This window comes from Pelomonas caseinilytica (genome assembly GCF_021353235.1).
Classification (GTDB): Bacteria; Pseudomonadota; Gammaproteobacteria; order Burkholderiales; family Burkholderiaceae_C; genus Pelomonas; species Pelomonas caseinilytica.
This window is the reverse complement of sequence record NZ_JAJTWT010000002.1, coordinates 433,005-459,675: the sequence shown is the minus strand read 5'-3', so window position 1 is coordinate 459,675 and position 26,671 is coordinate 433,005. Positions and strand designations below refer to the sequence as shown.

The following is a 26,671-nucleotide window of genomic DNA, read 5'->3' as shown; positions in this document are numbered from 1 at the left end:
CTGATGTCCTCGGCACTCGACGCACGCCGCCTGGCGATGCACCACAAGCGCAAGCGCACCAACATCGTCGCGCTGACCCTGTCGCTCGGCGCCATGGCCTTCGGCGTGTTCTGGCTGGTCTGGATCCTGTTCGAGACCATCTACCTCGGCATCGGCGGCCTGAACTGGGCCATCCTGACCGAGATGACGCCGCCGCCGCAGGGCGAAGGCGGCGGGCTGGCCAATGCACTCTTCGGCAGCTTCGTCATGGTCGGCCTCGCCACCCTGGTGGGCACGCCCATCGGCATCCTGGCCGGCGTCTACCTCGCCGAATACGGACAGAAGAGCTGGCTGGGCAGCGTCGTGCGCTTCATCAACGACATCCTGCTCTCCGCGCCGTCCATCGTCGTCGGCCTCTTCGTCTATGCCGTCGTCGTGGCGCGAATGAAGAGCTTCTCGGGCTTCGCCGGCATGCTGGCCCTGGCCCTGCTGGTCATCCCCGTCGTCATCCGCACGACGGAGAACATGCTCTCCCTCGTGCCGAATGCGCTGCGCGAAGCCGCCTACGCCCTGGGCACGCCGAAGTGGAAGGTCATCCTTTCCATCACCCTCAAGGCGGCCCGCGCCGGCGTCATCACCGGCATCCTGCTGGCCCTGGCCCGGGTGTCGGGCGAGACGGCGCCGCTGCTCTTCACGGCGCTGTCCAACCAGTTCTGGACCTCCAACCTCGGTGCGCCCATGGCCAGCCTGCCGGTCACCATCTTCAAGTTCGCGATGAGCCCCTACGAGAACTGGCAAAAGCTCGCCTGGGCCGGCGTCTTCCTGATCACGATGGGCGTGCTGCTGCTGAACATCGTGGCCCGCGTGCTCTTCAAGAACAAACACTAAGGACGAACCGACCATGGACGCCAAGATCGAAACGCCCGTGGGTGAACGCGCCAAGCTCTCGGTGCGCAACCTGAACTTCTACTACGGCAGCTTCCACGCGCTGAAGAACATCAACCTCGACATCCCCGAGAAGAAGGTCACCGCCTTCATCGGCCCGTCGGGCTGCGGCAAGAGCACGCTGCTGCGCACCCTCAACCGCATGTTCGAGCTCTACCCCGAGCAGCGTGCCGAAGGCCAGATCCTGCTGGATGGCGACGACATCCTGTCCAGCAAGGACGACGTCTCCCTCATCCGCGCCAAGGTCGGCATGGTCTTCCAGAAGCCCACGCCCTTCCCGATGTCCATCTACGACAACATCGCCTTCGGCGTGCGCCTGTTCGAGACGCTGCCGCGCGTGGAGATGGACGAGCGCGTGGAGTGGGCGCTGAAGAAGGCGGCGCTGTGGACCGAGGTCAAGGACAAGCTCAACCAGAGCGGCTCGGGCCTGTCCGGCGGCCAGCAGCAGCGCCTGTGCATCGCCCGCGGCATCGCCATCAAGCCCGAAGTGCTGCTGCTCGACGAGCCCTGCTCGGCGCTGGACCCGATCTCCACCGGCAAGATCGAGGAGCTCATCCACGAGCTCAAGAGCGACTACACGGTGGCCATCGTGACTCACAACATGCAGCAGGCCGCGCGCTGCTCCGACTACACGGCCTACATGTACCTGGGCGACCTCATCGAATTCGGCCCGACCGCCGAACTCTTCATGAAGCCCAAGCGCAAGGACACGGAAGACTACATCACGGGCCGTTTCGGCTGACCCGCTAGGAGAACGGTATGGTGGACAAGCATCTCTCGACCCAGTTCGACGCCGAACTCAGCGGCATCTCGACCCGCGTGCTCGAAATGGGCGGCCTCGTGGAAGCCCAGGTGGCCCAGGCCGTGCAGGCGCTCAGCGACTTCAGTGCCGAGTCGGCCGACGAAGTGCTGGCGCGCGAAGGCCGTGTCAATGCGATGGAGGTCGAGATCGACCGCGACCTCTCCAGCATCATCGCCCGCCGCCAGCCTACGGCCCGCGACCTGCGCCTGTTGATCGCCATCTCCAAGAGCATCGCCAACCTCGAGCGCGTCGGTGACGAGGCGGCGCGCATCGCGCGCACGGTGCAGCGCCTGGTGGCCAGCGGCGTCTCCAGCCGCATGCGCGTGCCCATGTCCGACCTGGCCTTCGAGGCCGAGCTGGCGACCGGGCAACTCCGCAAGGCGCTCGACTCTTTCGCCCGCCTCGACGTGGAGCGGGCGCTGGACGTGCTCAAGCACGACGACGAGATCGACAAGGAGTTCGACGGCCTGCTGCGCAAGCTCATCACCTACATGATGGAAGACCCGCGCACCATCTCCTCGTCCATCGACCTCGTCTTCGTGGCCAAGGCCATCGAGCGCGTGGGTGACCACGCCAAGAACCTCGCCGAGGTCGTCATCTATGTGGTCAAGGGCACCGACGTCCGGCACAACAGCCCGGAGACCGTCGAGACCATGGTGCGCTGACCGCCACAAGGCAAAGGGGTGAACGAATGAGTCGAATTCTGGTGGTGGAAGACGAATCGGCGATCGCCGAGCTGATCTCCATCAATCTGCGCCATGCCGGCTTCGAGGTGACTCTGGCCGGCAGTGCCAGCCAGGCCCAGTACGAGGTGGACCGCGTGCTGCCCGACCTCGTCGTGCTGGACTGGATGCTGCCCGGGCAGAGCGGCGTCGCCCTGGCCCGCCAGTGGCGCGGCGCGGCGCGCACCAAGGAACTGCCCATCATCATGCTGACGGCCCGCGCCGACGAGGGCGACAAGATCGCCGGCCTCGACGCCGGTGCCGACGACTACGTCACCAAGCCGTTCTCGACCAACGAGCTGCTGGCGCGCATCCGGGCCGTGCTCAGGCGCAAGGCGCCCGAGGCGCTGGACAGCGCCGTCGAGGTCGGTCCGCTGCTGCTGGACCCGGGCACGCGTCGCGTCAGCCGCGACGGCGTGGAGGTCAAGCTCGGCCCCACCGAGTTCCGTCTGCTGCATTTCCTCATGACCCATCCGGAGCGCGTGCACAGCCGCTCGCAACTGCTGGACCGAGTCTGGGGCGACCATGTCTTCATCGAGGAGCGCACCATCGACGTCCACGTCAAGCGGCTGCGCGAGGCGCTTGAGCGCGTGCAGTGCGCGCGCATGATCGAGACCGTGCGCGGCGCCGGCTACCGGCTGACACAGCAGAGCAGCGTCCTTTCCGCCTGAGCCCCGTCCGCAGTACATGACCTGGTTGTTGCCTCGACTGTTGCTGGCCATCGGGGCGGCATTCGTTGGATTCATCGTCGGCGCTGCTGTGCATTCGGCCACCGGCTTCGAGGCCCTGGGCCTCGGCCTGGGCGTCACGAGCGGTGTCGCGCTGCTGCTGGTGGTCGACGCGGTGCGCGGCCACCGCCTGCTGAACTGGCTGCGCGGCAACCAGCAGGACAACGCGCCGCGCGATACCGGCCTGTGGGGCGAACTCGGCTACCGCGTGGAGCGCGCCATGCGCGACCGCGACCGCGCCCTGGCCCGCGGCCGGCTGGAGCTGGAGCAGTTCCTGTCGGCCATCGAGGCCTCGCCCAACGGCGTGCTGATGCTCGACGCCCAGGAGCACATCCTGTGGTGCAACCGCGTCGCGGCCGACCATTTCGCGCTGGACCCCCAACGCGACCTGCAGCAGCGCATCACCAACCTCGTGCGCGCGCCGGCCTTCGTCGCCTACCTGCAGGCCGGCCGTTATGGCGAGCCCCTCGTGCTGGGCAACGGCCGGGGGCCGGGCACACTGTCCATCACCGTGCGCGAGTACGGCGAAGGCATGCGCCTCGTGCTCTCGCTGGACGTGACCGAGCGCATGCGCAACGACGCCATGAGGCGCGACTTTGTCGCCAACGTCTCGCATGAGATCAGGACCCCGCTGACGGTGCTCTCGGGTTTCATCGAGACCCTGCACACGCTGCCGCTGACGGCGGTCGAGCGCGACCGCGTGCTCGTGCTGATGACTCAGCAGACCCAGCGCATGCAGACCCTCGTCGCTGACCTGCTCACCCTGGCCCAGCTGGAAGGCAGCCCCCGCCCGGCGTCCGACCGCTGGGTGGGCCTGGACGGCCTGCTGATGCGCGTGGCGGCCGACGCGGAGGCGCTTTCCGCCGGCCGCCACGCGCTGCGGCTGCGGCCCGAGACGCACGCCGAGCTGGCCGGCATCGAAAGCGAGCTGCTCAGCGCCGTCGCCAACCTCGTCACCAATGCCGTGCGCTACACGCCTGATGGCGGCGAGGTCGACGTGGCCTGGCGGCTGCTGGAAGACGGCAGCGGCGAGCTGACCGTCATCGACACGGGCCTGGGCATCGCGCGCGAGCACATCCCGCGGCTGACCGAACGCTTCTACCGCGTGGACGGCAGCCGCTCACGCGAGACCGGCGGCACGGGCCTCGGCCTGTCCATCGTCAAGCACGTCATGCAGCGCCACGGCGGCGAGCTGCTGATCCAGAGCGAGGTCGGCAAGGGGTCGCGCTTTCGCCTCGTGTTTCCCGCCGCGCGGGTGCGCCAGGCCAGCGACTCGGCCCTGGGCGACGAAGCGGCCTTCGGCGGCGCGGCCCTCTCCAACCATTGACCCCGGCGTGCCGGGCCCCGTTCAGGGCTTGCGCAACAGCACGAGGCCGGCGCTGCCGCTGCGGTCGGTCGGCCGCCTCACCTGGGCGACGACCTGCCAGCCGGGCGGCGTCGGCTGGCCGGCACTGATGACCGCATTGGGGCAGGCCGTGTGGGCCAGCGTGCCGCGACCCTGCACCTGCCAGCCGCCATGCCACTCCAGCGCCGACAGCGTCGCGAGGTTCTGCCCGGGGGCGGCCAGGCAGCCGGCGTCGGCCGGCATGTGGGCCTTCAGGCGCGACACCAGCGGCTCCAGGCTGCGGGCGTAATCCAGCGGCGGCAGCAGCAGGCTCATCACCAGCAGCCAGCCCAGCGCCACGCCGCCGGCCGGCAGGGCCAGGCTCTTCCACAAGGCGTGGCGATGCCGTGCCGTGCGCCAGCGCACCAGGGCCAGCCAGGCGGCCGTGGCGGCGATGGCCAGCACCAGCGCGACGAGGCTGAAGCGCGGCTCGAAGCCCTCGGCCAGGCGGCGCAGGTTGGCCAGCGGACGCTCCGGCCAGCCGGTGTGCATGGACACGTAATAGAGCCAGAAGAACAGCGCGGCGGCGCTGAAGAAGAACACCGAGAACCAGTCGACGGCCGCCGAGAAGCCACGGCTCAGCGTCGGCAGCGCGAAGGCCGCCAGGATGGCGAGCGAGGGCAGGGCCAGCAGCAGGGCGCGGTCCGAGCCGTCCATGGCGACGCAGGCCACCAGCGGCACGAGCAGGGCGATGGCCGGCACGGTGATGTGGCGGCGCAGGCCGTGGCGACGCCAGCGCCACAGCGTCCACAGGGCCAGCGGCCCGGCCGGCCAGCAGAACCAGGCCAGCAGGCGCAGCAGCGACGGCAGGTCGAGCCCGGGCTGGACACGCCAGGCCCAGCCGTTGAAGAACCAGGCCGCCACCACCGCCAGCGTCAGGGCGCCGAGCAGCCAGGCGCGCTGGTCCTTGGCTTCCTGGTAGCTGGAACGGTGGTTGAGCAGCACGCCGAGGACGCCCAGCAGGCAGGCCACCATGGGCGCGCCGCTGGCGGCCAGCACCGGCAGGGCCAGCAGCACCGCCAGGCGGGAGCGGCGCCGGCGGAAGGGCGCCGCCGCCAGGCCGTAGAGGTAGACCGACACGGCCAGCAGTTGCAGCAACTCGGGCGTTGTCTCGTGGCCGAGCTGCAGCAGCCCGAGCGAGGCCATCAGGGCGAGCAGGGCGCCATCGGCCAGCGCGCGGGCGTAGTCCACCACTTGCGCCTCGCCGCCGAAGGCGAAGGCGACCGGCTGCGCGGCCTCGGTGCGTGCGAGGTGGAAGCAGGTGTACCAAACGGCGATGAGCACGCCTACCAGCACGAAGGCATAGGGCAGGCGGGCGGCGACGGGGGCGTCCAGGAAGGGCAGGGCCTTGATGGCCAGGGCACCCAGCCAGTAGGGCAGGGGGCCGCCATCGGCGGGGATGCCGGCGATGGCCGGCTGCCACCAAGGTGCGCGGCCCTCGGCGATGCTGGCCATGAAGCCGAAGGCCGTCAGGTCGGCGTTGCGCCAGGGGTCGCGGCCGAAGATGCCTGGCAGGACATAGGCCGCGCACAGCAAGATCAGGGCCAGGCGAGGCAGGCGCTGGACGCCGCGCTCGGCGACGATGGCGGGGGTGGGGAGATTCACGCGGGGAACTTCGATGAGCCGGCCGGCATCATGCCGTCAAACGCCGCCCGGCAAAGCAAAAGGGCAGCCGAGGCTGCCCTTTGTCGTTGGCGCGGCGAAACAGCCGCGGCCCGATCACTTTTTGAGGTGGGCGAACTTGTTGCGGAACTTCTCGACGCGGCCACCCAGGTTGTCCACGCTCTTTTGCGTGCCCGTGTAGAAGGGGTGCGATTCGCTCGTCGTTTCCAGCTTCACCAGCGGCAGGGTCTTGCCATCGATCTCGATGGTTTCCTTGGTCTGGACGGTGGAGCGCGTCACGAACTGGAAACCGTTGGACAGGTCGACGAACGCGACGTCGCGGTAGTTGGGGTGAATGCCTTCTTTCATGGGAACCTCTCAGGTCTTCGGGAGCCACGTCGCGCCTCGAGGGGGCCAAGGCTTGGCGACGCACTTTCCAGGGTGTCAGGGCGGAAAACCTGCGATTGTAGCGGGCTCCCGTGGGGCTTGGCTAGTCGTTGGCTGGAAGGTCAGCCGCCGCGCCGCATCATGTCGAAGAAGTCCAGGTTGTTCTTCGACGCCTTCATCTTGTCGAGGATGAACTCCATCGCCTCGATCTCGTCCATGTTGTAGAGGAGCTTTCGCAGGATCCAGCTCTTCTGCAGGATCTCGGGCTTGAGCAGCAGTTCCTCGCGACGCGTGCCGGACTTGTTGATCAGGATCGAGGGGTAGACCCGCTTCTCGGCCATGCGGCGATCCAGGTGGATTTCGCAGTTGCCGGTGCCCTTGAACTCCTCGTAGATGACCTCGTCCATCTTGGAGCCGGTGTCGATGAGGGCAGTGCCGATGATGGTCAGCGAGCCGCCTTCCTCGATGTTGCGCGCCGCGCCGAAGAAGCGCTTGGGGCGCTGCAGGGCGTTGGCGTCCACGCCGCCGGTCAGCACCTTGCCGGAGCTGGGCAGCACGTTGTTGTAGGCGCGGGCCAGGCGGGTGATGGAGTCCAGCAGGATGATCACGTCCTTCTTGAGCTCCACCAGGCGCTTGGCGCGCTCGATGACCATCTCGGCCACCTGCACGTGGCGGGCGGCAGGCTCGTCGAAGGTGGAGCTGATGACCTCGCCGCGCACGGTGCGGACCATCTCGGTCACTTCCTCGGGCCGCTCGTCGACGAGCAGCACGATGAGGTGGCAGTCCGGATGGTTGGCCACCAGCGCATGCGCCAGGCTCTTCATCATCTCGGTCTTGCCGGTCTTCGGCTGCGACACGATCAGTGCGCGCTGGCCTTTGCCGATGGGGGCGATCAGGTCGACGATGCGGCCGGTGATGTTCTCCTCGCCCTTGAAGCCTTCACGCTCGAGCTTGAACTGCTCCTTGGGGAACAAGGGCGTCAGGTTCTCGAACATGATCTTGTTCTTGCTCTCCTCCGGCGTCTGGTTGTTGACGCGGTCGACCTTCACGAGAGCGAAGTAGCGCTCGCCGTCCTTGGGCACGCGCACCTCGCCTTCGACGAGGTCGCCGGTGTGGAGGTTGAAGCGGCGGATCTGGCTGGGCGACAGGTAGATGTCGTCCGTGGAGGCCATGTAGCTGGCCTCGATCGAGCGCAGGAAGCCGAAGCCGTCAGGCAGGACTTCGAGCACGCCATCGCCGAAGACCTGCTCGCCAGCCTTGGCGCGCTTCTTCATGATGGCGAACATCAGCTCCTGCTTGCGCAGGCGGGTGACATTGTCGATCTCCAGCTCTTCGCCCATCTTGATGAGGGCCGAGACGTGGAGGGCTTTCAGTTCGGAAAGATGCATGGGTGAACACCCGTCATGGGCCGCAGCACCAGCCAAGGCGCTTGCGGCGTTGTCACGGCCGCCCCGGAACAGGACCGAAAGGCTGTCGCTCAAACGGCGAGCGACGCGGATTCGACTTCTAGATTGGAGGGAGGGGGAGCCGAGTCCACGCTGGCTGGGCCTTGGAAACCCGGGGCGTGTTGGCTTTGGCTGCTGCGGCGGGGCGCCGAGAGGCGCCAGGAGCGCCGCAGCAGTTGGGCGCGATTATAGGTTCGCGTCGAGGAAGGCGGTCAACTGCGCCTTGGAGAGGGCGCCGACCTTGGTGGCGGCGAGCTGGCCGTCCTTGAAGAGCATCAGTGTCGGGATGCCGCGGATGCCGAACTTGGCGGGCACTTCACGGTTCTCGTCGACGTTCATCTTGGCGATCTGCAGCTTGTCGCCGTAGCCCGTGGCGACCTCGTCCAGGATGGGCGCGATCATCTTGCAGGGGCCGCACCATTCGGCCCAGTAGTCCACCAGCACCGGCTTGCCGGACTGGATCACGTCGGCGTCGAAGGACGCGTCGGAAACATGCTTGATCAATTCGCTGCTCATGGGAGGGTTCCTTGGCCTCAAAGGGGTGGCGGTCGCGCCGGGGCGCCGTCCGAATAGGCAAAATCATTGTGACATAGCCACTTTTGCCCCGACGGTCGCGAGGGTACCGAAAGCATGGCGAAGATGAGGGTGGAGGCCCGGTTTGCAATCCATGAGCCTGGGCCTGGTCCCTGGAGAAGACATCGACGGTTTCTGGCGCCGTGTTGCCGCCATCTGCGGCGACTGGCTGGCCGCGCAGGGGGCGCCGCTGCGCGACGCGGTGCTGCTGCTGCCCTTCGCCCAGCAACTGGCGCCGGCCCGCCGCGCCTTCCTGGCCCGCGGCGGCTGGCTGCCCGTGCTCGCGACGACGCACAGCCTCGCGTCGGCCCTGGGGCCTGCCCCCCTGGCCGCGCCCGGCCAGCTCAGCGGCGATGCCCCCGTCGACGCCCTGGCGGCCGATGACCTGCTGGCCCAGCAGTCATGGGCCCAGGCCCTGAAGCGCGACGACCCGCGCGCCTATCGCCTGGCGCTCGCCCGCCTGGTCGAGACGGCCCATGCCTTCGCCCGCGTCACCGGCCAGCGCGACCCCGCGTCCCGCGCGGCCTGGTTCGAGGCCGCCCGCCGCCACCTCGGTGACGACCCCGTCGGCGGCGTCGAGCGGGCGCTGGCCCTGGTCGCCCTGGTCTGGGCGGCCTCCGACGAGCGCGCGCCGGCCACCGACGCCCTGTTCCGCCATCGGCCCAGCGCGTGGATCGTCCTGCAGGCCGGCGGCCCCGACCCGCTTGCCGAGGCCCTGCTGGCGCGCTCGGAGGTGCCGGCGCTGCACCTGGTCGCCGACCTCGACCTGGACGGCCTCGCCGAGCCGCCCGCCCGTGTCGAGGAGGCCCTCTGCGCCGACTTCGAGACCCTGGCCCAGGCCAGCGCCGTCGCCGTGCTGCAGCATCTCGCCGCCGGCCGTGCGCCGGTCGCGCTGATCGCGCAGGACCGGGTCGTCGTGCGCCGCGTGCGGGCCCTGCTGACGCGCCAGGGCGTGCCCCTGCACGACGAGACCGGCTGGACCCTTGCCACCACGCCCGCCGCCTCGGCCCTGATGGCCCTGCTGCGTGCCGCCCTCGGCGGCGGCGCGGTGGACGACTGGCTGGCCTGGCTCAAGCTCTCGGCCGAGCCCTCGGCGGCCCTCGATGCCCTCGAAGCCTTCTGCCGGCGCCGCCACATCCGCCGTGCCGAGGCCCTGGACGCCTTCGACGCCCCGCCGGCCAAGGGCCTGTGGCAGTCGCGGCGCCAGGCCCTGGCGCCACTGTCGAGCGGCGGCCGGCGCACGCTGGCGCAGTGGCTCTTCGAACTCAAGCGCGCCCTCGGGCCCGAGCCGCTGGCCGGCCTCGAAGGCGGCGAGGGCGTGCTGACGGCGCTCTGGCTGTCGCGCAACCCCTGGCCGGGCAGCGCCCATGAAGGCGTGCTGGCCGGCGCGCGGCTGGACGGCTCGGGCTTCCTCGCCTGGGTGGGCGAGGTGCTCGAGAACGGGCAGTTCGTGCCCGACAACGCGGGCCAGGCCCCCGTCGTCATCACGCCGCTGGTGCGGGCCATGCTGAGGCCCTTTGGCGCCCTGGTGCTGCCGGGTGCCGACGCCGAGACCCTCGGCCGCGCCGGCCGCCCGCTGAGCCTCATCAGCGACGCCGATGCCGCCGCGCTGGGCCTGCCCACCCAGGCCGCTCAGCGCGAGGCCGAGGCCCAGGCCTTTGCCCAGGCGCTGCGCGCGCCGGTGTTGACGCTGCTGCGCTGCACGCGGGCCGGTGCCGAGCCGCTGCCCGCCAGCCCCTTGATCGACCGCCTTGCCGCGGCGGCCCGGCGCGACGGCCGGGCGTCACCGCTTCAGCCCTGGCGCGACGAGCGCCTGCCCCAGGGCGTCCCGCCCCGGCCGGCGCTGCGCGCCAGCACCGGCGCTGTGCCGCTGCCAGCCACGCTGAGCGCCAGCGCCGTCGAGGCGCTGCGCCGCTGCCCTTACCAGTTCTTCAGCCGGCATGTGCTGGGCCTGCAGGAGGCCGACGAGCTGGAGGCCGAGCCCGCCAAGCGCGACTACGGCACCTGGCTGCACGCCGTGCTGCATCGCTTCCACACCGCGCGCCAGCCCGGCGACGCGGCGGCCCAGCTGCGCGCCGCAGCCGCGGCCGAGAGCATCGGCCTGGACGATGCTGACTTCCTTCCCTGGCGGGCCAGCTTCGAGCGCCTGCTGCCGCGCTATGTCGACTGGCTGCGCGAGGCCGAGGGTCGGGGGCAGCAGTTCTCGCAGGGCGAACTCGACCGTGAGTGCCGGCCCTTCGAGGGCGCCGTGGCCGGCCTGGTGCTGCGCGGGCGCATCGACCGCATCGACACCACGCCGGCCGGCCAGCGCCTGCTCCTGGACTACAAGACCGGCAGCGCCAGCGGGTTGAAGGACCGCGTCGCCGAGCCGCTGGAAGACACGCAGATGGCCGTCTATGCGCTGCTGATGGAGGCGGCGCCCGACCTGGCGGCGGCCTACCTGGCGCTGGACGACCCGGGTGGCGTCGTCGCCATCGAGCATCCCGACGTGTCCGCGACGGCGCAGCGCCTGCGCGAGGGCCTGCAGTCCGACCTGTCGCTGGTGCAGCACGGCGCGCCGTTGCCGGCCCTCGGCGAGGGCAGTGCCTGCGAGCACTGCGAGGCTCGCGGCCTGTGCCGCCGGGATGATTGGGCATGAGTCCTTCCTACGCCTATCACGCCGACGGCCTGCTCGTGCCGCGCGAGCGCTTCTATGCCCTGGCCTGCGATCCCGCGCGCAGCGCCGTCGTCGAGGCCTGCGCCGGGGCCGGCAAGACCTGGATGCTGGTGTCGCGCATCCTGCGGGCGCTGCTCGCGGGCGCCCGGCCGCAGGAGATCGTCGCCATCACCTTCACCCGCAAGGCGGCCGGCGAGATGCGCGAGCGGCTGCTGCAATGGCTGGCCGAGTTCGCCGCCGCCGATGAGTCGCGGCGCGTGGCCGAGCTGGTGGCTCGCGGCATGTCCGACGCCGAGGCCCATGCCGCCGCGCCGCGGCTGGCCGTGCTGCAGCAGGAGCTGTTGCGCGGCGGCCGGCCGGTCGAGATCCGCACCTTCCATGGCTGGTTCTCGCAACTGCTGCGGGCTGCGCCGTTGGCACTGCTGCAGGCCGAAGGCCTGTCGGCCGAGCTGCAGCTCATCGAGGACGAAGCCGAGCTGATGCCGCCGCTGTGGCGGCGCTTCCATGCCCGCGTGCTGGCCGACGCGGGCCTGGCCGACGCCTTCCAGGCGCTGACCGAAACCCGGGGCCGCAACAACCTGCGGGAATGGCTGATGGCGGCCTTCGGCAAGCGGGTGGAGCTGCGCCTGGCCGCACGAGCCGGCGTGCTGGCCGACAGCATGCCCGACGTGCCGCGAGCTCTGGACGCCCTGGCCGGGCTGCGTCCTCGGCTCGCCGCCCTGGCGCGCCAGCTGGGCGCGGCCAAGGGCGTCAAGGCGCGCGACGCCGCCACGGCCATCGAGCAAGCCCTGGCGCTGGCCGACGACGCGGCCTTCCCGGCCTTGTGGAGCGCGCTCTTCACCAAGACGGGTACGGCCAAGAAGGGCCTGGGCGACTCGCCCGAGCAGCTCGACGCCGTCGCCGCGCTGGAGGCCATCGCCGCCGACCTCGCCCAGCACGAGGCGGCCGTGGAGCACGCTCGCATGGCGCGCCTGGCCGAGGTGCTGGTGGACGAGTTCGAGGCGCTCAAGCGCGAGCGCGGCCTCGTCGACATGAACGACCTCGAGCGCGGCGCCCTGGCGCTGCTCTCCCGGCCCGAAACGGCCGGCTGGGTCCAGCAGCGCCTGGATGCCCGCGTGCGCCACCTGCTGATCGACGAGTTCCAGGACACCAGCCCCCTGCAATGGCATGCCCTGCACGGCTGGCTGGCGGCTTATGCCGGCGCGGGCGGCAGCGCCATCAGCGTCTTCATCGTCGGCGACCCCAAGCAGAGCATCTACCGCTTCCGCCGAGCGGAGCCGCGGGTGTTCGCCGCGGCCGGCGATTTCGTCCGCGATGGCCTGGGCGGCGTGAGCCTGGCTTGCGATCACACGCGCCGCAACGCGCCCGAGGTGCTGGCAGCCGTCAACGCGGCCTTCGAGGCCCGCATGCCGGGCTTTCGCGCCCACACGACGGAGCAGGGCGCCGACACCGTGGCCGGCCTGTTCTCGCTCGACGGCCCGCTCGCCGCCGCCCTGGAGGGCACGGCCGCCGACCCCGAGCGCTGGCGGCCCAGCCTGACGGAGCCGCGCGTGGAGGCCGAGGTCGCCCGCCGTGCGCCCGAATGCGAGCGCGTGGCCCGCTTCGTCCGCAGCCTGCTGGCCCAGGGCTCGCGCCCGAGCGAGGTCTTCGTGCTGGCCCGCAAGCGCGAGCCTCTGCGCCAGCTGGCCGAGGCCCTGCTGGCCGCCGGCATCCCGCATGTGGCGCCCGAGGACAACCGCCTGGCCGACCTGCCCGCCGCCCAGGACCTCATCGCCCTGCTGGATGCGCTGGCTTCGCCCGGCCATGCCCTGTCGCTGGCGCAGGCCCTGCGCAGCCCGCTCTTCGGCGTCGACGAGGCCGACCTGCTGCGCCTGGCCGAGGCCGCCGGCAGCGCGGCCTGGCTGGGTGCGGCGCCGCGCGAACGGCGCAGTTGGTGGGACGCCCTGGACGCCGTCGCCGGGCAGCCCGACGCCGGCCCCGCGCTGGTGCGGGCGCGCGGCCTGCTGCTGGCCTGGCGGGAGGCCGCCCGGCGCTGCACGCCTCACGAGCTGCTGGACCGCATCGTCAGCGAAGGCGAGCTGGTGCCGCGCCTGCTCGCTGCGGCGCCGCCCTCGGAAGCGGCCCGCCGCGTCCAAACCGTCAACGCCGTGCTGCAGGCGGCGCTGGAGCTGGACGGTGGCCGCTTCGCCGAGCTCTACGGTTTCGTGCGGGCGCTGAAGAGCCGCTCTCCCAAGCTCGCGCCCGCGCCGGCCGAGGAGGCCGTCCAGCTGCTGACCGTGCATGGCGCCAAGGGCCTGGAGGCCGAGGTCGTCATCCTGCTGGACGCCGACTGCGCCCCCCCGCGGGCCGAGTCCCTGGCCCTGGCCTGCGACTGGCCGGTGGCCTCGCCCATGCCGGCACGGCTGGCCTTCCTCGTCTCCGAGCGCCGCCCCCCGCCAGCCCTGGCCCGCCTGGTGGAGGACGAGCGCGCCCTGCGCGAGCGCGAGGAGCTGAACGCCCTCTACGTGGCCATGACCCGGGCCCGGCGCCGCCTCGTCGTCAGCCGCACGCCGCCGCGCCGCGGTGCCTCGGAGTCGAGCTGGTGGGCGCGCCTGGCGCCGCTGGCCCGCCCGCTGGACCTGCCCGAACCCGCCGACGATGCGCCGCTGGCCCAGGCCGTGCCGGTCCATCTGCCGCTGCCGGCCTGGCAGGCGCCGCCTGCGTCCCTGCGCAGCGGTGCGGCCGACGATGCCGAGCAGGCCAAGCTGGGCGAGGCCCTGCATCGCGTGCTCGAATGGGTCAGCGCCGCCGGCCAGAACCAGCCGTTGGAGGTGTTGGTTGCCTCGTCTGGCCAGGCCTTCGGGCTGGACGCGCCGTCGCGCCAGCGCCTGGCCGCCGCCGCCGAGGCCATCCTGCAAAGCGCCGACTGCCGACCCTTCTTCGACCCTGCGCGGCTGCGCTGGGCGGGCAACGAGGTCGCCATCAACGCCGGCGGCGAGGACCGCCGCATCGACCGCCTCGTGCTGGCCGACGACGGCGTGTGGTGGGTGCTGGACTACAAGCTCGGCGCCACGCCGGAGCGCGAACCGGCCTATCTGGCGCAGATGCGCAGCTACGTGGCCGCCGTGCAGGCCCTGCAGCCCGGGGAGCCGGTGAGGGCGGCGCTGATCAGCGGCACCGGCCGCTTCGTTCCCGTCGACTAGAATGCGCGGCTTGTTCGGGGCGTAGCGCAGCCTGGTAGCGCATCTGCTTTGGGAGCAGAGGGTCGCGAGTTCGAATCCCGCCGCCCCGACCAAACCCTTTCCAACCCGCCGCGGCCCCGTGCCACGGCGGGTTTGTCTTTGTGAGGCCCCCGCATCCCGGGGCCCGGAGACTGGGGCATCCCCGAGGCCCGACCGATCGGTCGACCGGGACAATCCCCGGCTTTTGCTGCAACCCTGGCGCCGCCACAAGCCGCGCCCGAGATTTCCATGGCTCTCCAACACCTGACCGACGAGCAGATCGCCACCTGGACGCGCGCCCAGAAGGACGAGTGGTGGCTCAAGAACGTCTACCGCGGCGACATGGCGCAGTTGACGCTGCGCTCCGGCCTGACGGGTTTTCTGCTTGGCGGCATCCTGTCCGCCACCGGCCTGTACATCGGCGCCAAGACCGGCATCTCGCTCGGCGTCGGCCTCACGTCGGTGATCCTCGCCTTCGCGCTGTTCCGCGCGCTGCATTCGGCGGGCCTGGCGCAGGACTACACCATCCTCGAGAACAACTGCACCCAGTCCATCGCGACGGCCTCGGGCTATGTCGTCATGCCGCTGATTTCCAGCCTGCCGGCCTACATGCTGGTGACGGGCGTGGTGCCGCCCTGGTGGCAGCTGGCGATCTGGATCCTGCTCATCTCCGTCACGGGCGTGCTGGTGGCCTTCCCGCTGAAGCGGCGCTTCATCAACGAAGAGCAGATGCCCTTCCCGGAGGGCCGCGCCTGCGGCGTCGTGCTCGATTCGCTGTACCACGGCCAGGGCAGCGAAGGCATCTTCAAGGCCAAGCTGCTGGCGGTGGTGGCCGGCGGCGCGGCCTTCGTGCAGATGCTGCTGGGCGAAGGGTGGATGAAGCTCATCCAGTTCAAGCTGCTGATGCTCGACAAGTGGGCCGGCGTGACGGAGGTGTGGCACCTCCACGAGCGCATCGACGACTACTACTACGCCTGGGCGGCCAAGACCCATGCCTGGGTGCCGTCCATCATGGGCACCGACTTCAAGACGCTGGGCCTGCGCATCACGCTCGACGCCGCGCTCATCGGCACGGGCGGGCTGATGGGCATCGCCGTGGCCAGCAGCTGCTTCCTGGGCACGGTCATCAACTTCTGCATCCTGGCGCCCTGGATGATCCAGCGTGGCGACATCGCGCCGCGCATCGGCCTGAACGGCGCGCTGGTGCCCCTGAGCCGCATCGAGATCATGAACCAGTGGTCGCTGTGGTGGGGCGTCACCATCATGGTGGTGGGCGCCCTGGTGGCCCTGCTGGCCAAGCCGGAGATCGTCACGAGCCTGTTCAAGCGCAAGTCCGCCGCCAAGGCGGATGGCGGCAGCGACCTGCTCAAGGGCATCGAGGTGCCGCTGTGGGTGTCCTGGGTCGGCGTGCCGGTCTTCGCGGGGCTGGCCTGCTACGTGACGCACCTGTTCTTCGGCGTGCCGCTGTGGCTGACCGTCGTGTCGCTGCCGCTGATCTTCGTGCTGGCCATCATCTGCGCGAATTCCATGGCGCTCACGTCGTGGACCCCCACCGGCCCGCTGGCCAAGATCACGCAGTTCAGCATGGGCGTGCTGGACCGCAGCAACCCCGGCTCCAACCTGCTGCCGGCCGGCATGACGGCCGAGATCGCGGCCAACGCCTCCAACCTGCTGTCCGACATCAAGCCCGGTTACATGCTCGGCGGCAAGCCCCGCCACCAGGCCATCGGCCACGTCATCGGCAACGTGGCGGGTGTGCTGGTCTGCGCGCCGCTCTTCTTCCTGCTGTTCGTGAAGACCGACGCCCATGGCGCTGCGAGCGTGGCGGGCATGGTGTCCGACCAGTTCGGCTTCCCGGCGGCGCTGCAGTGGAAGGGCGTGGCCGACATCATCGCCAAGGGGCTGAAGAGCCTGCCCACGTCGGCCCTGATCTCGATGGGTGTCGCCGCCGTGGCGGCGGTGGCCATCGAGGTGATGCGCATCGTCAGCAAGGGCCGTTTTCCGGTCTCGTCGGTCGCCATCGGCCTGGGCGTGACGCTGCCGCCGCAGGCGCCGATCATGATGTTTGTCGGTGCCGTGCTGTTCTGGTTCATGGCCCGCAAGCACAAGACGCCGGGCACCCGGGGCCACCGCATCTGGGTCGAAGGCATGGAGCCCATCTGCGCTGGCCTGATCTCCGGCGCCGCGCTGATCGGTATCGGCGACGCCATCATCAATGTGCTGATCTAATCCGCCCCATCTGCCCGTAGCTCAACTGGATAGAGCAGCTGCCTTCTAAGCAGCAGGTCGGGGGTTCGAGTCCCTCCGGGCAGGCCATCACGGTGCTCGCGCCTCAGCTGCGCGAGGGCTCCGCGGCACTTTTCCGACCCGCTCGGCGCCGCCATCCTCCACCTCTTTTTTCTCCCAGGCCCGCTGGCGCCCGGCTCCATGGACATCGTCGTCAACGAAGAACTCAAGGCCTACATCGACCCATTGACGCCGCAGGAGTACGAATCCCTGGAGCGCAGCATCCTCGCCGAGGGTTGCCGCGACGCCCTGGTGCTGTGGGGCAACGTGCTGGTGGACGGCCACAACCGCTACGGCATCTGCCGCAAGCATGGCCTGCCGTTCCAGACGGTGCAGAACCCGCGCTTCAAGTCCATCGAGGACGTGCACCTGTGGATGATCGACCAGCACCTGGGGCGGCGCAGCATCTCGGACTTCCAGCGCGGCGTGCTCGCCCTGCGCAAGCGCGAGATCGTCGCCGCTCGGCGCGAGGGCGCTGCCGCGGCTGCCGCGCCGGTGGCCGAAGCGGAGGCACCGCCGGCTGCGCCCGTGCCGGATGCGCCCGCCCAGGACAGTCTGCAGACCCGGGAGGCGCTGGCCCGCGCCGCGCGCCTGAGCAGCAGCCAGGTCGTGCTCATCGAGAAGATCCAGAAGCAGGGCGCGCCCGAGCTGGTGGCCGCCGTCAGGGCCGGCGCCATCTCCATCAACGCGGCGGCGGCCGTCGCCACGCTGCCGGCCCAGGAGCAGGCGGCTGCGGCGGCTGCGGGCGCCGACGAACTCAAGCAGGTGGCCAAGCGGGTGCGCGAATCCCGGCGCAGGACGCCCGCTGCGGAGCCGGCGCCGGCCGAAGCGGCATCGGTTCTGAGCGACCCGCCCGCGCCGGTCGACACCGTCGAGTCGCTGCGTCAGCGCGTCGCCACGCTCGAGGCCGAGAACGCGGCGCTCAGGCAGGAGCTGTCGGCCCTTCGCGGCATGACGTCCTGAACGGCAGCCAAAAAAACCCCGGCGCAAGGCCGGGGATGAACACCATCGGAGTTGACTTCGCGCGGTGCCCTGCGAGGGAGGAAAGCAGGGGCCCGAAGGCGTGATCCAGTCTAGGCAGTTCGCCTGACCCGGGCTTGACGGCGATCAATCGGCGGGGCTCGCCCCGGGCAAACTGCCCACTGGCGCCGGTTCGAGCCATCGGCGCTAACGCCTGTGCGCCTAGACTGCGGCGTCCCGGCCCCTGACTTCGCCATCTTGCTGACACGCGCCCTCCTCGTTGACGACCATCCCATGTTCCGCGAGGGCCTGGCCCTGCTGCTGGCCCACGAATTCCCGCAATGGCAGCTGCTGCAGGCCGGCAGCCTGGAGCAGGCTGCGGCCCGCCTGGCCGAGACGCCGGACATCGGCCTCGTCATCCTGGACCTCTCGCTGCCCGATAGCACCGGCCTGGCCACGCTGACCCGGTTGCGGCTGCGCGCGCCGGCGCCGCGCTACGTGGTGTTGTCGGCCAACGACGACCCGGAGCTGGTCGTCGGCGCCGTCGAGCAGGGGGCGGCCGGCTTCGTGCCCAAGAGCTCGCAGACGGGCGCCATGCTGGGCGCCATGCGCACGGTGCTGGACGGCGGCGTCGTGCTGCCGGCACCGTTGGGCGCAGCCTCCACGGCACCAGCGCGTTCGGCCACCGAGGCCCTGGGCGTGTCGCCGCGGCAGAGCGAGGTGCTGCGCCTGCTCATCGAGGGCAAGACGAACAAGGCCATCAGCCGCGAACTCGGCATCGCCGAGTCCACCGTCAAGACGCATCTCGAAACCCTCTACCGCAAGCTGGACGCCACCTCGCGCACCCAGGCCGTGGTGGCGGCCGCGCGGCTGGGCCTGCGGCTGGACGGCGCCGAGCGCAGCGACGGTACGGAGCCTTAAGCCAGCTGCGCCAGGGCCACGCGGCCCAGCCAGGCGCGCAGCGCGGCCGGGCTCACGGGCTTGTGCATGACGGGGAGGTCGCTGGCCGCAATGTCGATGAGCTGGCTGGCGGTCACGTCGCCGGTGACGATGAGGGCGGGCACGTCGCTGGCGAGGCGTTCGCGCAGCCGGCCCACCAGCTCCACACCCGTGCCCTGCTCGAAGCGGTAGTCGCAGACGATGGCGTCGGGCGCCTCGGCCGCCGCGGCGAGGCGGGCCTCGGCCTCGGCGCCGTCGCGCGCCGCCAGGCATTCGCAACCCCAGGCCTCCAGCAGGCCCTGCAGCGCGAAGCGGATGGGGGCCTCGTCGTCGATCACCAGCACGCGCAGGCCGGCGACCGGCTCGGCCGGCGGGGCGGCGGCGGGCTGCGCTTCCTCCGGCGACGCTGGGGTGCTGCGCGGCACGACGAGACGGAACATCGAGCCGCGGCCCGGCCGCGACCGCACCTCGATGCGGTGCCCCAGCAGCTCGGCCGTGCGCCTGACGATGGACAGGCCCAGCCCCAGGCCCAGGCTGCGGTCCCGCTGCGGGTTGTGCAATTGCACGAATTCCTCGAAGACGGCGTCGAGCTGGTCGGCAGGAATGCCGATGCCGCTGTCCCACACTTCCAGCGCCAGGCCGTCGCCGCGCGGGCGCACGGCGACAAGCACGCCGCCTTGCGCGGTGTAGCGCAGGGCGTTGGCGACGAGGTTGTCCAGCATGCGGCCGAGCAGCACGCGGTCGCTGCGCAGCCAGGAGTCGGCGGCCGCCGCCCGCACTCGCAGCCGCAGCCCGCGCGCGGCCGCTTGGGGGCTGAACTGGCGGTCGATGCGCTCCACCAGTTCGCCGGCAGATAACGGGATCAGCTGGGGATGCTCGACGCCGGCGTCCAGCCGGGAGATGTCCAGGATGCCGTTGAGCAGCGATTCCATGGCTTCGGTGGACTGGCCGATGCGTTGTACGAGGTCGGGCACGCCGGGACCGCTGGCGCGCTCGCCGAGCAGGCCGGTGAGCAGGCTGATGGCATGCAGGGGCTGGCGCAGGTCGTGGCTGGCGGAGGCGAGGAAGCGCGTCTTGGCCACGTTGGCCTGCTCGAGGGCGTGGGTCTTGGCGGTCAGCTCGCCGACGAGCCGGGTGTTCTCGAAGCCCAGTTCGATGGCCCTCACGAAGCCGCGGTGGAAGGCCCGGCCATAGCCGATCAGCGTCCACATCAGGATGGCGAAGCCGGCGGCGATGCTCCAGGCGATGGTGCCGCCGCGCAGGGCATAGATGGCGGCCAGGCTGCCCAGGCCCGACAGCTGGAAGCCGTAGAGCATGGGCAGGTGGTGGGCGCTGAAGACGCTGCCCGCCGTGAAGATCACGCACAGGGCCAGGACGACGAAGGCCTCGTAGGTGAAGTCGTCGGGCCGCACCAGCACGACGCAGGCGGCCCAGGCCAGGCCCAGCACCACGCCGAGGACGGCGTAGCCGCGCAGGAAGCGGTGGTCGCTCGCCCGCGACAGCAGCCGCGGAAAGGCCAGTTGCAGCGCCAGCAGCATCAGCATGCCGCCGGCCCAGGCCGTGATGGCGGCGTGGCTGGCGTGGGCGTATTCGGCGAAGGCGACGACGGCCACGGCGCCGATCGAACCGAGCGCGTCGGCCAGCGTGCCTTCCTTCAGCAGCCGCCGCTCCTCGCCGGCGATGGCCTGGGGCAGGGGAAGCGGGGCAGGGCGGCTCGGGGGCATGGGGGAAGGTGGGACGGAGGCAGGGCTCGCATTCTCGGTGCGGCCCCGCCCGCCCGCCGTCCGTGTCGTCACTTGTCGATCGACACCGTCAGGAAGTGCTTGGTCGGCACCGAGCTCACCGTCATGACGAAGCCGCCGAACGGCAGCTGCACCACGCCGTTGCAGTTGAAGGCGCCGCCGGTAGACGATTTGCAGCCGCTGGCGGCGCGGTAGCGCGTGCCGTCGAACGGCGTGTTGAAGCTGACCGTGTCGGTGTGGCTGTCGGAGGCGAACTTGCGCGTCGCCGTGTTGGCGGCGGTGTCGACAGCCGTCACGGTGTTCGAGTCCTCGGTGATCGCGCTGAGCCCGGCCGTGTTGACCGTGAACTGCCAGTAGGCCGTGGCCTTGTCCACCGCCGGCAGGGCCAGCTTGTCCTTGCTGGCCAGGGCGATGAAGGTGCCGTCGGCCTCGGCGCCGATCAGCAGCATGCGGCCCGAAGCGTTGCGGAAGCCGAAGACTCGGGCCTGCGAGACACCGTTCTCCACATAGTCGAAGCCGCCATTGGCGTTGGCGACGAGCTTGCCCTTGGACTGCGTGTCCTTCACGCAGGCGCCGTAGCCCTGGGGGCAGTTCATCGAGACGCCGTTCTGGCCGTCGGCGGCGAACTCGGTGTCGCCGAACTCGCCCACCGTGGCGTCGAAAGCCGCCTGGTTGTACTGCACGCGGTCGTAGCTGCCGGCGACGGCGGCGACGTCGAGCTTCTGCTCGGGCACGGCCACCAGCACGTTGCCGCTCAGGCCGCTGCCCTGCAGCAGCACCGCGATGCCCGAGCGCGAGACCAGCACGCGGGTGGCGGCGGCGTCGTTGAGCTTGTAGCCGCAGGCGGCGGTCTTGGTGAGGGTGTACTTGGTGCCGCCCAGAGTCGCCGTCAGCGCCACGGCGTCGACCTGCACGAGGCTGCTGGAGCCGTTGGAGAAGTCCACCACGCGCAGCGTGCCGCTCTTCATGCCGCTGCAGTCCGGCACGGCCGGCGCCAGCACCGTGCCGATGGTGGAGGTGCCCGTGGCGCTGCCGAGCTTGCTCGTGGAGGCGACCGCGGCGGTCAGGTCCGCCAGCGTCGTGCCGGCGCTGGTCACCGTGGCCTTGAGCTTGTCCAGCACGCCGTCGTAGCCGGTGCCGCTGCCGGCCGTCAGCGCGCCGCCGACGATGTCGCCGACGGTTGTGGTGTCCACGCCTGCGGCGGTCAGCGTCTGCAGCAGGGCGGTCTGCGCGGTGGTGACGTCAGCCGTGCTGATGGGCGTGGTAGCGGTGAACGAGGCGACGAAGCTCTTGGGGTCGGTGCCGGCCAGGCGGGCGACGAGCAGCTCGCTCAGCGGCGTGATGTTGGCCGTGGTTTCGGCCTGGCCGGTGCCGGCGGCGACGGAATGCAGCTCGGTGGCGCCATCGCTGCTCGTGGCCGTTAGCACGCAGGGCAGGGCGCCGTTGGTGATGCTGACCGTGAAGCTGCCGTTGGCGCCGGCCGTGGCGGTGGCCGTGCCCGTGGCGCAGCTGACCTTGACGGCGGCATTGGCCATGGCCGCGCCCGTGGCCGCCGTGCCCTTGAGCGTCAGCGTCGTGGACACCGGCGTCGATGGCGCCGGGGCGCTGTCGCTGCTGCCGCCGCCGCAGGCGGCCAGGGCGGCGGGGAGGGCGAGAAGGGCGAACCGGCGAACAAGCCGGGCGTTGGACGTTTGCATGGGCACCTCTGTCGGGGTTTTTGAGAAGGGTGGGCGGGCGCCGTGGCCCGTGCCGCGGCGCATTTCAGGACGCCCTCGCGACCCTCGCCATCCGCCATCCGGCGGAGTGCCGCGTCAGAACGCGGGCAAGCGTGAACTTGTTGCCGGCCCCCGGAGGTTGCGACGTTCAAACGCTTTTTTTGATCGCACTCAATAAACGTGCAATTGTTTGCAGAGCGCTTTTATCAAAAATATCAAAAACCAGTTTGCATCCGGTAACCTGAATCCACTCTGAACCAGGACAACGGCGTTCCGCCACCCCGAAAGGCTCGTCAATGAACTTCTCTTCCATGACCGTCCGTATGAGGCTCACGGTTGCGTTCGGCACCCTCGCAGCTTTGCTGCTGCTGATCGCCGGCCTCGCATGGAACGCCTTGCAAACCCAGAGCCGGAGCTTCGAGAGCTTCGTGACCGGCATCAATGCCCGGGCGAGCGTGGCCAACGCGGTGCGGCTGGCGGTGGACGAGCGCGCCGTCGCGGCCCGCAACCTCGTGCTGGTGACCCGGCCCGAGGACCTCCAGGTCGAGCGCGCCAACGTGGAGCGGGCCCATTCGGCGGCGGCGACGCAACTGGCCAAGCTGGAGCAGATGTCGCAGGGCGAGGGCGTGTCGCCCCAGGCGCGCCAGCTCATCGCCGAGATCGCCCGCGTCGAGCAGCGCTATGCGCCGGTGGCCCTGGACATCGTCAAGCTCGCCCTCGACCAGAAGCGTGACGACGCCATCCGCCGCATGAACGAGGATTGCCGCCCTCTGCTGGCCGAGCTGGTGAAGGCGACCAACGCCTACACCGAATTCACCGCCAACCGGGCGGAAGAGTCGATCCGGGAGTCCATGGACCACGTCGCCGGCCAGCGCAATATCTTCGTGGCGGTCGTCATCGGCGCGCTGCTGCTGGCCACCCTCAACGGCGTGCTCATCGTGCGCAGCCTCTCGCGCGCCCTCGGTGCCGAGCCGGCCGACCTCAGCGCCGCGGCCGGCAAGGTGGCCACGGGCGACCTGGGCCCCGTGCCCGGCAGCGACCAGGCCCCGGCCGGCAGCGTGTTGGCCTCGCTGGGCGCCATGCGAGCCAACCTGGTGGGCATCGTGAAGCAGGTGCGCGACGCCTCCGAGTCCATCGCCACCGGCTCGGCGCAGATCGCCTCGGGCAACGCCGACCTGAGCCAGCGCACCGAAGAACAGGCCAGCGCCCTGCAGCAGACCGCCGCCACCATGGACGAACTCGGCACGACGGTGCGCAACAACGCCGACCACGCCGAGCAGGCCAGCCAGTTGGCCCGCAACGCCACGGACATCGCCAACCAGGGCGGCACGGTGATGGGCGACGTCATCGCCACCATGCGTGACATCGACGCCGGCTCCAAGAAGATCGCCGACATCATCGGCACCATCGACGGCATCGCCTTCCAGACCAACATCCTCGCCCTCAACGCCGCCGTCGAGGCCGCCCGAGCGGGCGAGCAGGGCCGGGGCTTCGCCGTCGTCGCCGGCGAGGTGCGCACCCTGGCCCAGCGCAGCGCCGTGGCCGCCAAGGAGATCAAGAGCCTGATCGACTCCAGCGTCGCCCACGTGGGCCGCGGCTCCACCCTGGTGGACCAGGCCGGCGCGACCATGCAGGAAGTGGTCGGCGCCATCGGCCGCGTCAGCAGCATCGTCCAGGAGATCAGCGTGGCCAGCCGTGAGCAGAGCACCGGCGTCGGCCAGGTCGGCGAGGCCGTGTCGCAGATGGACCAGGTCACGCAGCAGAACGCCGCGCTGGTGGAAGAGAGCGCTGCAGCCGCGGAGAGCCTGCGCCAACAGGCGGCGCAGCTTGTCTCCGCCGTGGGCGTGTTCTCCCTCTGACCTTCGGAAACGTACAACGCGTCGTTGTCCTACAAGGGCGGCCCGACCCAGGCCCTAGATTGGCGTCCGGGCGCAACGCCCCCTGCTCTTTCCCTCCCTGGAGCAGGCATCGCCGCCAAGCAGGCCGGCGATGTTCCTCACCCCGGCCCCGCGCCGGGGTTTCTTTCTTTTTGGCTCCACCCCCTTTCGGGGGAGAGGCGGGGGATGGAGGTGACGGCGGGCGCCGCCACCCCCTGACGTCCACCCCTAGGGCCGATGGCTCGGCGGGCCCGTTCTTCCGAGACTGCGTCATCGCTGCCCCGCCATCCCGGCGGGCCGCCATGGGAGGAGCCCCCGATGACCGACGCCCCGTCCACCCTTTCCACTCCGGCCATGCGGTCCGGCGCCGTGACCCCGCCGCCCGAGCCCCAGGTCGCCCGGTGGGAGTTCGATCCCGTCACCGGGCTGATCCTCGCCTTCGACGGCGACAACCGCCGCGTCATGTCCATCGCCGCCCATCCGCTCTTCGGACCGCGTCTGGCCGCGGCCTTCAGCTCGCCGGCCCCGCAGCCGCGGGCACGCAGTTTCGTGGGCCTGATGCTGCCGCCGCGTTGACCGGCGCCGTGCAAGGACCGGGCGGCCTCCTTATGCGCCGCTAACGGGTGGCCGAACACAGTGGTGGCTCCCACCACCACCGTGTTCCTCATGAACGCCCTGTACTTCCCGTCCGACCATCCCTGGCTCGCCGCGCTGGCCGTGGCTCTGCTGCTTGCCCTGGTCATGCACCGCCGCGTGCTGCGGCTATTCGGCTTCGTCATCGTGCCCGACGACTCCATCGGCACGGTCACCAAGAAGTTCGTCCTCTTCGGCCGCCACCGCGAACTGCCGCCCGGCCGCATCGTCGCGCTGTTCGGCGAGGCCGGCCTGCAGGCCGACACCCTCGCCCCCGGCCTGCACCTGGGCCTGTGGCCGTGGCAATACCAGGTCGAGCTCGTCAAGTTCACCATCGTGCCGGACGACGCCATCGGCATCGTCGAGGCCTGCGACGGCCTGCCCCTGCCCGACGGCCGCGTGCTGGCCCGCCATGTCGACTGCGACAACTTCCAGGACGCCCGCGCCTTCCTCGCCGGCGGCGAGCGCGGCCTGCAGATGAGCGTCGTGCCGCCCGGCGCCTGGCGCATCAACACGCTGCTCTTCACCGTGCACCTGGAGCGCATGACCGTCATCGAGCCCGGCAAGATCGGCATCGTCGAGGCCCGCGACGGCCGGCCCCTGGCCGGTGGCCGCGTCATCGGCCGCGCCGTGGCCTGCGACAGCTTCCAGGACGCCCGCGCCTTCATGGCGGGTGGCGGCGAGCGCGGCCCGCAGATGACCGTCATTCCGCAAGGCAAGTACCGCATCAACCCCAGCCTCTTCAAGGTCGTGCAGGTGCCAGTGACGGACGTGCCCGACAACCAGGTCGGCATCGTCACCACGCGCGAAGGCGCCTCGCTGCCCACGGGCGAGATCGCCGGCCCCGAGGTGCCCGGCCACAACCTCTTCCAGGACCCGCAGGCCTTCGTCGATGCCGGCGGCACCAAGGGCCTGCAGGAGCAGGTGCTGCTGGCCGGCCGCTACTTCATCAACCCGATGTTCGCCACCGTGGAGATCATCGCCATGACCGAGGTGCCCATCGCCTCCGTCGGCGTGGTCGTCGCCTTCGTCGGCCGGGCCGGCGAGGACGTGACCGGCGAGGGCTTCCGCCACGCCAACATGGTCCGCCGCGGCGAGAAGGGCGTGTGGGTGGACGTGCTCGACCCCGGCAAATACGCCATCAACACCTACACCCACAAGGTGCGCATCGTGCCGACGGCCAACGTCGTGCTGAACTGGGCCACCGGCAAGACGGAGGCCCACAAGCTCGACGCCAACCTGTCCACCATCACCGTGCGCTCGGCCGACGGCTTCACCTTCAACCTCGACGTGAGCCAGATCATCCACATCCCGCGCAACGACGCGCCCAAGGTCATCGCCCGCTTCGGCAGCATGGAGGCCCTGGTCACCCAGGTGCTGGAGCCCACCATCGGCAACTACTTCCGCAACGCCGCGCAGAACTCCGACGTCATCGACTTCCTGAAGAAGCGCAGCGAGCGCCAGGCCGAGGCCAAGGCCGCCATCGCCGCGGCCCTCAGGGCCTACGACGTGGGCGCCGTGGAAACGCTGATCGGCGACATCGTGCCGCCCGCCGAGCTGATGAAGACCCTGACCGACCGCAAGCTCGCCGAGCAGGAGAAGGTCACCTTCACCACGCAGATGGAGGCCCAGGGCGTGCGCCAGCAGCTCGAGCAGGCCACGGCCCTGGCACGCACCCAGGCTCAGGTCGTCGACGCCGAGCGCAAGGTGGCCATCGCCGAGTTCAGCGCCCAGGCCGCGGTCAAGACGGCCGACGGCGCGGCGCGCTCCAAGAAGATCACCGCCGAGGCCGACGCCGAGGTCACCCGCGTGACCGGCCAGGCCGAGGCCGGCCGCACGCTGGCCATCGGCGAGGCCGAGGCGGCCGTCATCCGCCAGAAGATCGACTCCATGGAGTCCGGCAACTACGCCATCGTGCAGGTGGCCCAGGCCCTGGCCGGCGCGGGCGTCAAGCTCGTGCCCGAGGTGCTGGTGGGCCAGGCGGCCGGGCAGGGGGGCGGCACCCTGGTCGACGTGCTGCTGGCCGGGCTGGTCAAGGACCGTATCGCCCGGCCCGCGCCGGTGCTGACCGACGTCGTGGGGGCCCCCTAAACTGG

The 26,671-nt window shown here is 70.7% G+C and carries 20 protein-coding genes and 2 tRNA genes; 15 read left to right on the top strand and 7 right to left on the bottom strand.

Going from position 1 to position 26,671, the window contains the following annotated elements:
• Window positions 1-3 precede the first annotated feature (3 nt).
• Genes pstA through phoR form a run of 5 tightly spaced genes read left to right on the top strand, consistent with a single transcriptional unit; the run spans window position 4 to window position 4,503 of the window.
• A complete protein-coding gene (gene pstA / locus LXT12_RS05860) occupies window positions 4-867 on the top strand; it encodes a phosphate ABC transporter permease PstA (protein WP_233390377.1) in 864 nt (287 codons plus the stop codon).
• 13 nt (window positions 868-880) lie between these two features.
• On the top strand, window positions 881-1,666 hold the full coding sequence (gene pstB, locus LXT12_RS05855) for a phosphate ABC transporter ATP-binding protein PstB (protein ID WP_233390375.1): 786 nt from the start codon (window positions 881-883) through the stop codon (window positions 1,664-1,666).
• A gap of 17 nt (window positions 1,667-1,683) precedes the next feature.
• Complete coding sequence (gene phoU, locus LXT12_RS05850; protein WP_233390373.1) at window positions 1,684-2,391, top strand: phosphate signaling complex protein PhoU; 708 nt, start codon at window positions 1,684-1,686, stop codon at window positions 2,389-2,391.
• A 26-nt stretch (window positions 2,392-2,417) separates the two neighbouring features.
• Window positions 2,418-3,119, top strand: a complete 702-nt coding sequence (phoB, locus tag LXT12_RS05845; protein ID WP_233390371.1) for a phosphate regulon transcriptional regulator PhoB — start codon at window positions 2,418-2,420, stop codon at window positions 3,117-3,119.
• Window positions 3,120-3,135: 16 nt separating this feature from the next.
• The gene (gene phoR, locus LXT12_RS05840) at window positions 3,136-4,503 is read left to right on the top strand and encodes a phosphate regulon sensor histidine kinase PhoR (protein ID WP_233390370.1); all 1,368 of its coding nucleotides are present in this window, start codon (window positions 3,136-3,138) and stop codon (window positions 4,501-4,503) included.
• Window positions 4,504-4,524: 21 nt separating this feature from the next.
• Here the strand turns inward: phoR and LXT12_RS05835 are convergent, their stop codons facing one another.
• The 4 genes from LXT12_RS05835 to trxA all read right to left on the bottom strand — a co-directional run bounded on the left by LXT12_RS05835 (window position 4,525) and on the right by trxA (window position 8,510).
• Complete coding sequence (locus LXT12_RS05835) at window positions 4,525-6,165, bottom strand: hypothetical protein (protein ID WP_233390368.1); 1,641 nt, start codon at window positions 6,163-6,165, stop codon at window positions 4,525-4,527.
• A gap of 114 nt (window positions 6,166-6,279) precedes the next feature.
• Window positions 6,280-6,531, bottom strand: coding sequence for a type B 50S ribosomal protein L31 (locus LXT12_RS05830; RefSeq protein WP_233390366.1), 252 nt, complete (start codon window positions 6,529-6,531; stop codon window positions 6,280-6,282).
• A 140-nt stretch (window positions 6,532-6,671) separates the two neighbouring features.
• On the bottom strand, window positions 6,672-7,937 hold the full coding sequence (gene rho / locus LXT12_RS05825; RefSeq protein ID WP_233390364.1) for a transcription termination factor Rho: 1,266 nt from the start codon (window positions 7,935-7,937) through the stop codon (window positions 6,672-6,674).
• 243 nt (window positions 7,938-8,180) lie between these two features.
• Window positions 8,181-8,510, bottom strand: coding sequence for a thioredoxin TrxA (gene trxA, locus LXT12_RS05820; RefSeq protein ID WP_056195487.1), 330 nt, complete (start codon window positions 8,508-8,510; stop codon window positions 8,181-8,183).
• A gap of 151 nt (window positions 8,511-8,661) precedes the next feature.
• Between trxA and LXT12_RS05815 the strand changes: the two genes are divergently transcribed.
• The 7 genes from LXT12_RS05815 to LXT12_RS05785 all read left to right on the top strand — a co-directional run bounded on the left by LXT12_RS05815 (window position 8,662) and on the right by LXT12_RS05785 (window position 18,590).
• The gene (locus LXT12_RS05815) at window positions 8,662-11,205 is read left to right on the top strand and encodes a PD-(D/E)XK nuclease family protein (RefSeq protein WP_233390362.1); all 2,544 of its coding nucleotides are present in this window, start codon (window positions 8,662-8,664) and stop codon (window positions 11,203-11,205) included.
• Complete coding sequence (locus tag LXT12_RS05810; RefSeq protein WP_233390360.1) at window positions 11,202-14,405, top strand: UvrD-helicase domain-containing protein; 3,204 nt, start codon at window positions 11,202-11,204, stop codon at window positions 14,403-14,405. Before LXT12_RS05815 ends, LXT12_RS05810 begins: the two co-directional genes overlap by 4 nt.
• A gap of 15 nt (window positions 14,406-14,420) precedes the next feature.
• A tRNA-Pro gene (locus LXT12_RS05805) sits at window positions 14,421-14,497 on the top strand.
• A 175-nt stretch (window positions 14,498-14,672) separates the two neighbouring features.
• Entirely contained in the window at window positions 14,673-16,652 is a 1,980-nt protein-coding gene (locus LXT12_RS05800; RefSeq protein WP_233390358.1) for an OPT family oligopeptide transporter, read from the top strand.
• Between the two features lie 10 nt (window positions 16,653-16,662).
• Window positions 16,663-16,739: transfer RNA gene (locus LXT12_RS05795), tRNA-Arg, on the top strand.
• Window positions 16,740-16,850: 111 nt separating this feature from the next.
• A complete protein-coding gene (locus tag LXT12_RS05790) occupies window positions 16,851-17,672 on the top strand; it encodes a ParB N-terminal domain-containing protein (RefSeq protein ID WP_233390357.1) in 822 nt (273 codons plus the stop codon).
• A 255-nt stretch (window positions 17,673-17,927) separates the two neighbouring features.
• Entirely contained in the window at window positions 17,928-18,590 is a 663-nt protein-coding gene (locus LXT12_RS05785; RefSeq protein WP_233390355.1) for a LuxR C-terminal-related transcriptional regulator, read from the top strand.
• Here the strand turns inward: LXT12_RS05785 and LXT12_RS05780 are convergent.
• The 3 genes from LXT12_RS05780 to LXT12_RS05770 form a co-directional block, all read right to left on the bottom strand.
• Entirely contained in the window at window positions 18,587-20,332 is a 1,746-nt protein-coding gene (locus LXT12_RS05780; protein WP_233390353.1) for an ATP-binding response regulator, read from the bottom strand. The genes LXT12_RS05785 and LXT12_RS05780 overlap by 4 nt on opposite strands.
• 68 nt (window positions 20,333-20,400) lie before the next feature.
• The gene (locus LXT12_RS05775; RefSeq protein ID WP_233390351.1) at window positions 20,401-22,047 is read right to left on the bottom strand and encodes an Ig-like domain-containing protein; all 1,647 of its coding nucleotides are present in this window, start codon (window positions 22,045-22,047) and stop codon (window positions 20,401-20,403) included.
• Window positions 22,048-22,213: 166 nt separating this feature from the next.
• The gene (locus LXT12_RS05770; RefSeq protein ID WP_233390349.1) at window positions 22,214-22,378 is read right to left on the bottom strand and encodes a hypothetical protein; all 165 of its coding nucleotides are present in this window, start codon (window positions 22,376-22,378) and stop codon (window positions 22,214-22,216) included.
• 10 nt (window positions 22,379-22,388) lie between these two features.
• Here LXT12_RS05770 and LXT12_RS26885 point away from each other — a divergent pair, with 10 nt between their 5' ends.
• The 3 genes from LXT12_RS26885 (at window position 22,389) to LXT12_RS05750 (ending at window position 26,666) form a co-directional block, all read left to right on the top strand.
• The gene (locus LXT12_RS26885) at window positions 22,389-23,924 is read left to right on the top strand and encodes a methyl-accepting chemotaxis protein (RefSeq protein ID WP_304622753.1); all 1,536 of its coding nucleotides are present in this window, start codon (window positions 22,389-22,391) and stop codon (window positions 23,922-23,924) included.
• 336 nt (window positions 23,925-24,260) lie between these two features.
• Window positions 24,261-24,518 (top strand): hypothetical protein, encoded by a 258-nt coding sequence (locus LXT12_RS05755; RefSeq protein WP_233390347.1) that lies wholly within the window; start codon window positions 24,261-24,263, stop codon window positions 24,516-24,518.
• A gap of 63 nt (window positions 24,519-24,581) precedes the next feature.
• Entirely contained in the window at window positions 24,582-26,666 is a 2,085-nt protein-coding gene (locus LXT12_RS05750) for an SPFH domain-containing protein (protein ID WP_233390345.1), read from the top strand.
• Window positions 26,667-26,671 lie beyond the last annotated feature (5 nt).

Excerpts from the sequence above, each read along its gene's own strand:
- LXT12_RS05780 (WP_233390353.1), bottom strand. The coding sequence starts at position 20,332 with ATGCCCCCGAGCCGCCCTGCCCCGCTTCCCCTGCCCCAGGCCATCGCC.
- LXT12_RS05815 (WP_233390362.1), top strand. The coding sequence starts at position 8,662 with ATGAGCCTGGGCCTGGTCCCTGGAGAAGACATCGACGGTTTCTGGCGC.
- phoB (WP_233390371.1), top strand. The coding sequence starts at position 2,418 with ATGAGTCGAATTCTGGTGGTGGAAGACGAATCGGCGATCGCCGAGCTG.
- trxA (WP_056195487.1), bottom strand. The coding sequence starts at position 8,510 with ATGAGCAGCGAATTGATCAAGCATGTTTCCGACGCGTCCTTCGACGCC.
- pstB (WP_233390375.1), top strand. The coding sequence starts at position 881 with ATGGACGCCAAGATCGAAACGCCCGTGGGTGAACGCGCCAAGCTCTCG.
- LXT12_RS05800 (WP_233390358.1), top strand. The coding sequence starts at position 14,673 with ATGGCTCTCCAACACCTGACCGACGAGCAGATCGCCACCTGGACGCGC.
- phoR (WP_233390370.1), top strand. The coding sequence starts at position 3,136 with ATGACCTGGTTGTTGCCTCGACTGTTGCTGGCCATCGGGGCGGCATTC.
- LXT12_RS05770 (WP_233390349.1), bottom strand. The coding sequence starts at position 22,378 with ATGGAAGAGAAGTTCATTGACGAGCCTTTCGGGGTGGCGGAACGCCGT.
- LXT12_RS05775 (WP_233390351.1), bottom strand. The coding sequence starts at position 22,047 with ATGCAAACGTCCAACGCCCGGCTTGTTCGCCGGTTCGCCCTTCTCGCC.
- phoU (WP_233390373.1), top strand. The coding sequence starts at position 1,684 with ATGGTGGACAAGCATCTCTCGACCCAGTTCGACGCCGAACTCAGCGGC.
- rho (WP_233390364.1), bottom strand. The coding sequence starts at position 7,937 with ATGCATCTTTCCGAACTGAAAGCCCTCCACGTCTCGGCCCTCATCAAG.
- LXT12_RS26885 (WP_304622753.1), top strand. The coding sequence starts at position 22,389 with ATGAGGCTCACGGTTGCGTTCGGCACCCTCGCAGCTTTGCTGCTGCTG.
- LXT12_RS05790 (WP_233390357.1), top strand. The coding sequence starts at position 16,851 with ATGGACATCGTCGTCAACGAAGAACTCAAGGCCTACATCGACCCATTG.
- pstA (WP_233390377.1), top strand. The coding sequence starts at position 4 with ATGTCCTCGGCACTCGACGCACGCCGCCTGGCGATGCACCACAAGCGC.
- LXT12_RS05810 (WP_233390360.1), top strand. The coding sequence starts at position 11,202 with ATGAGTCCTTCCTACGCCTATCACGCCGACGGCCTGCTCGTGCCGCGC.
- LXT12_RS05830 (WP_233390366.1), bottom strand. The coding sequence starts at position 6,531 with ATGAAAGAAGGCATTCACCCCAACTACCGCGACGTCGCGTTCGTCGAC.
- LXT12_RS05755 (WP_233390347.1), top strand. The coding sequence starts at position 24,261 with ATGACCGACGCCCCGTCCACCCTTTCCACTCCGGCCATGCGGTCCGGC.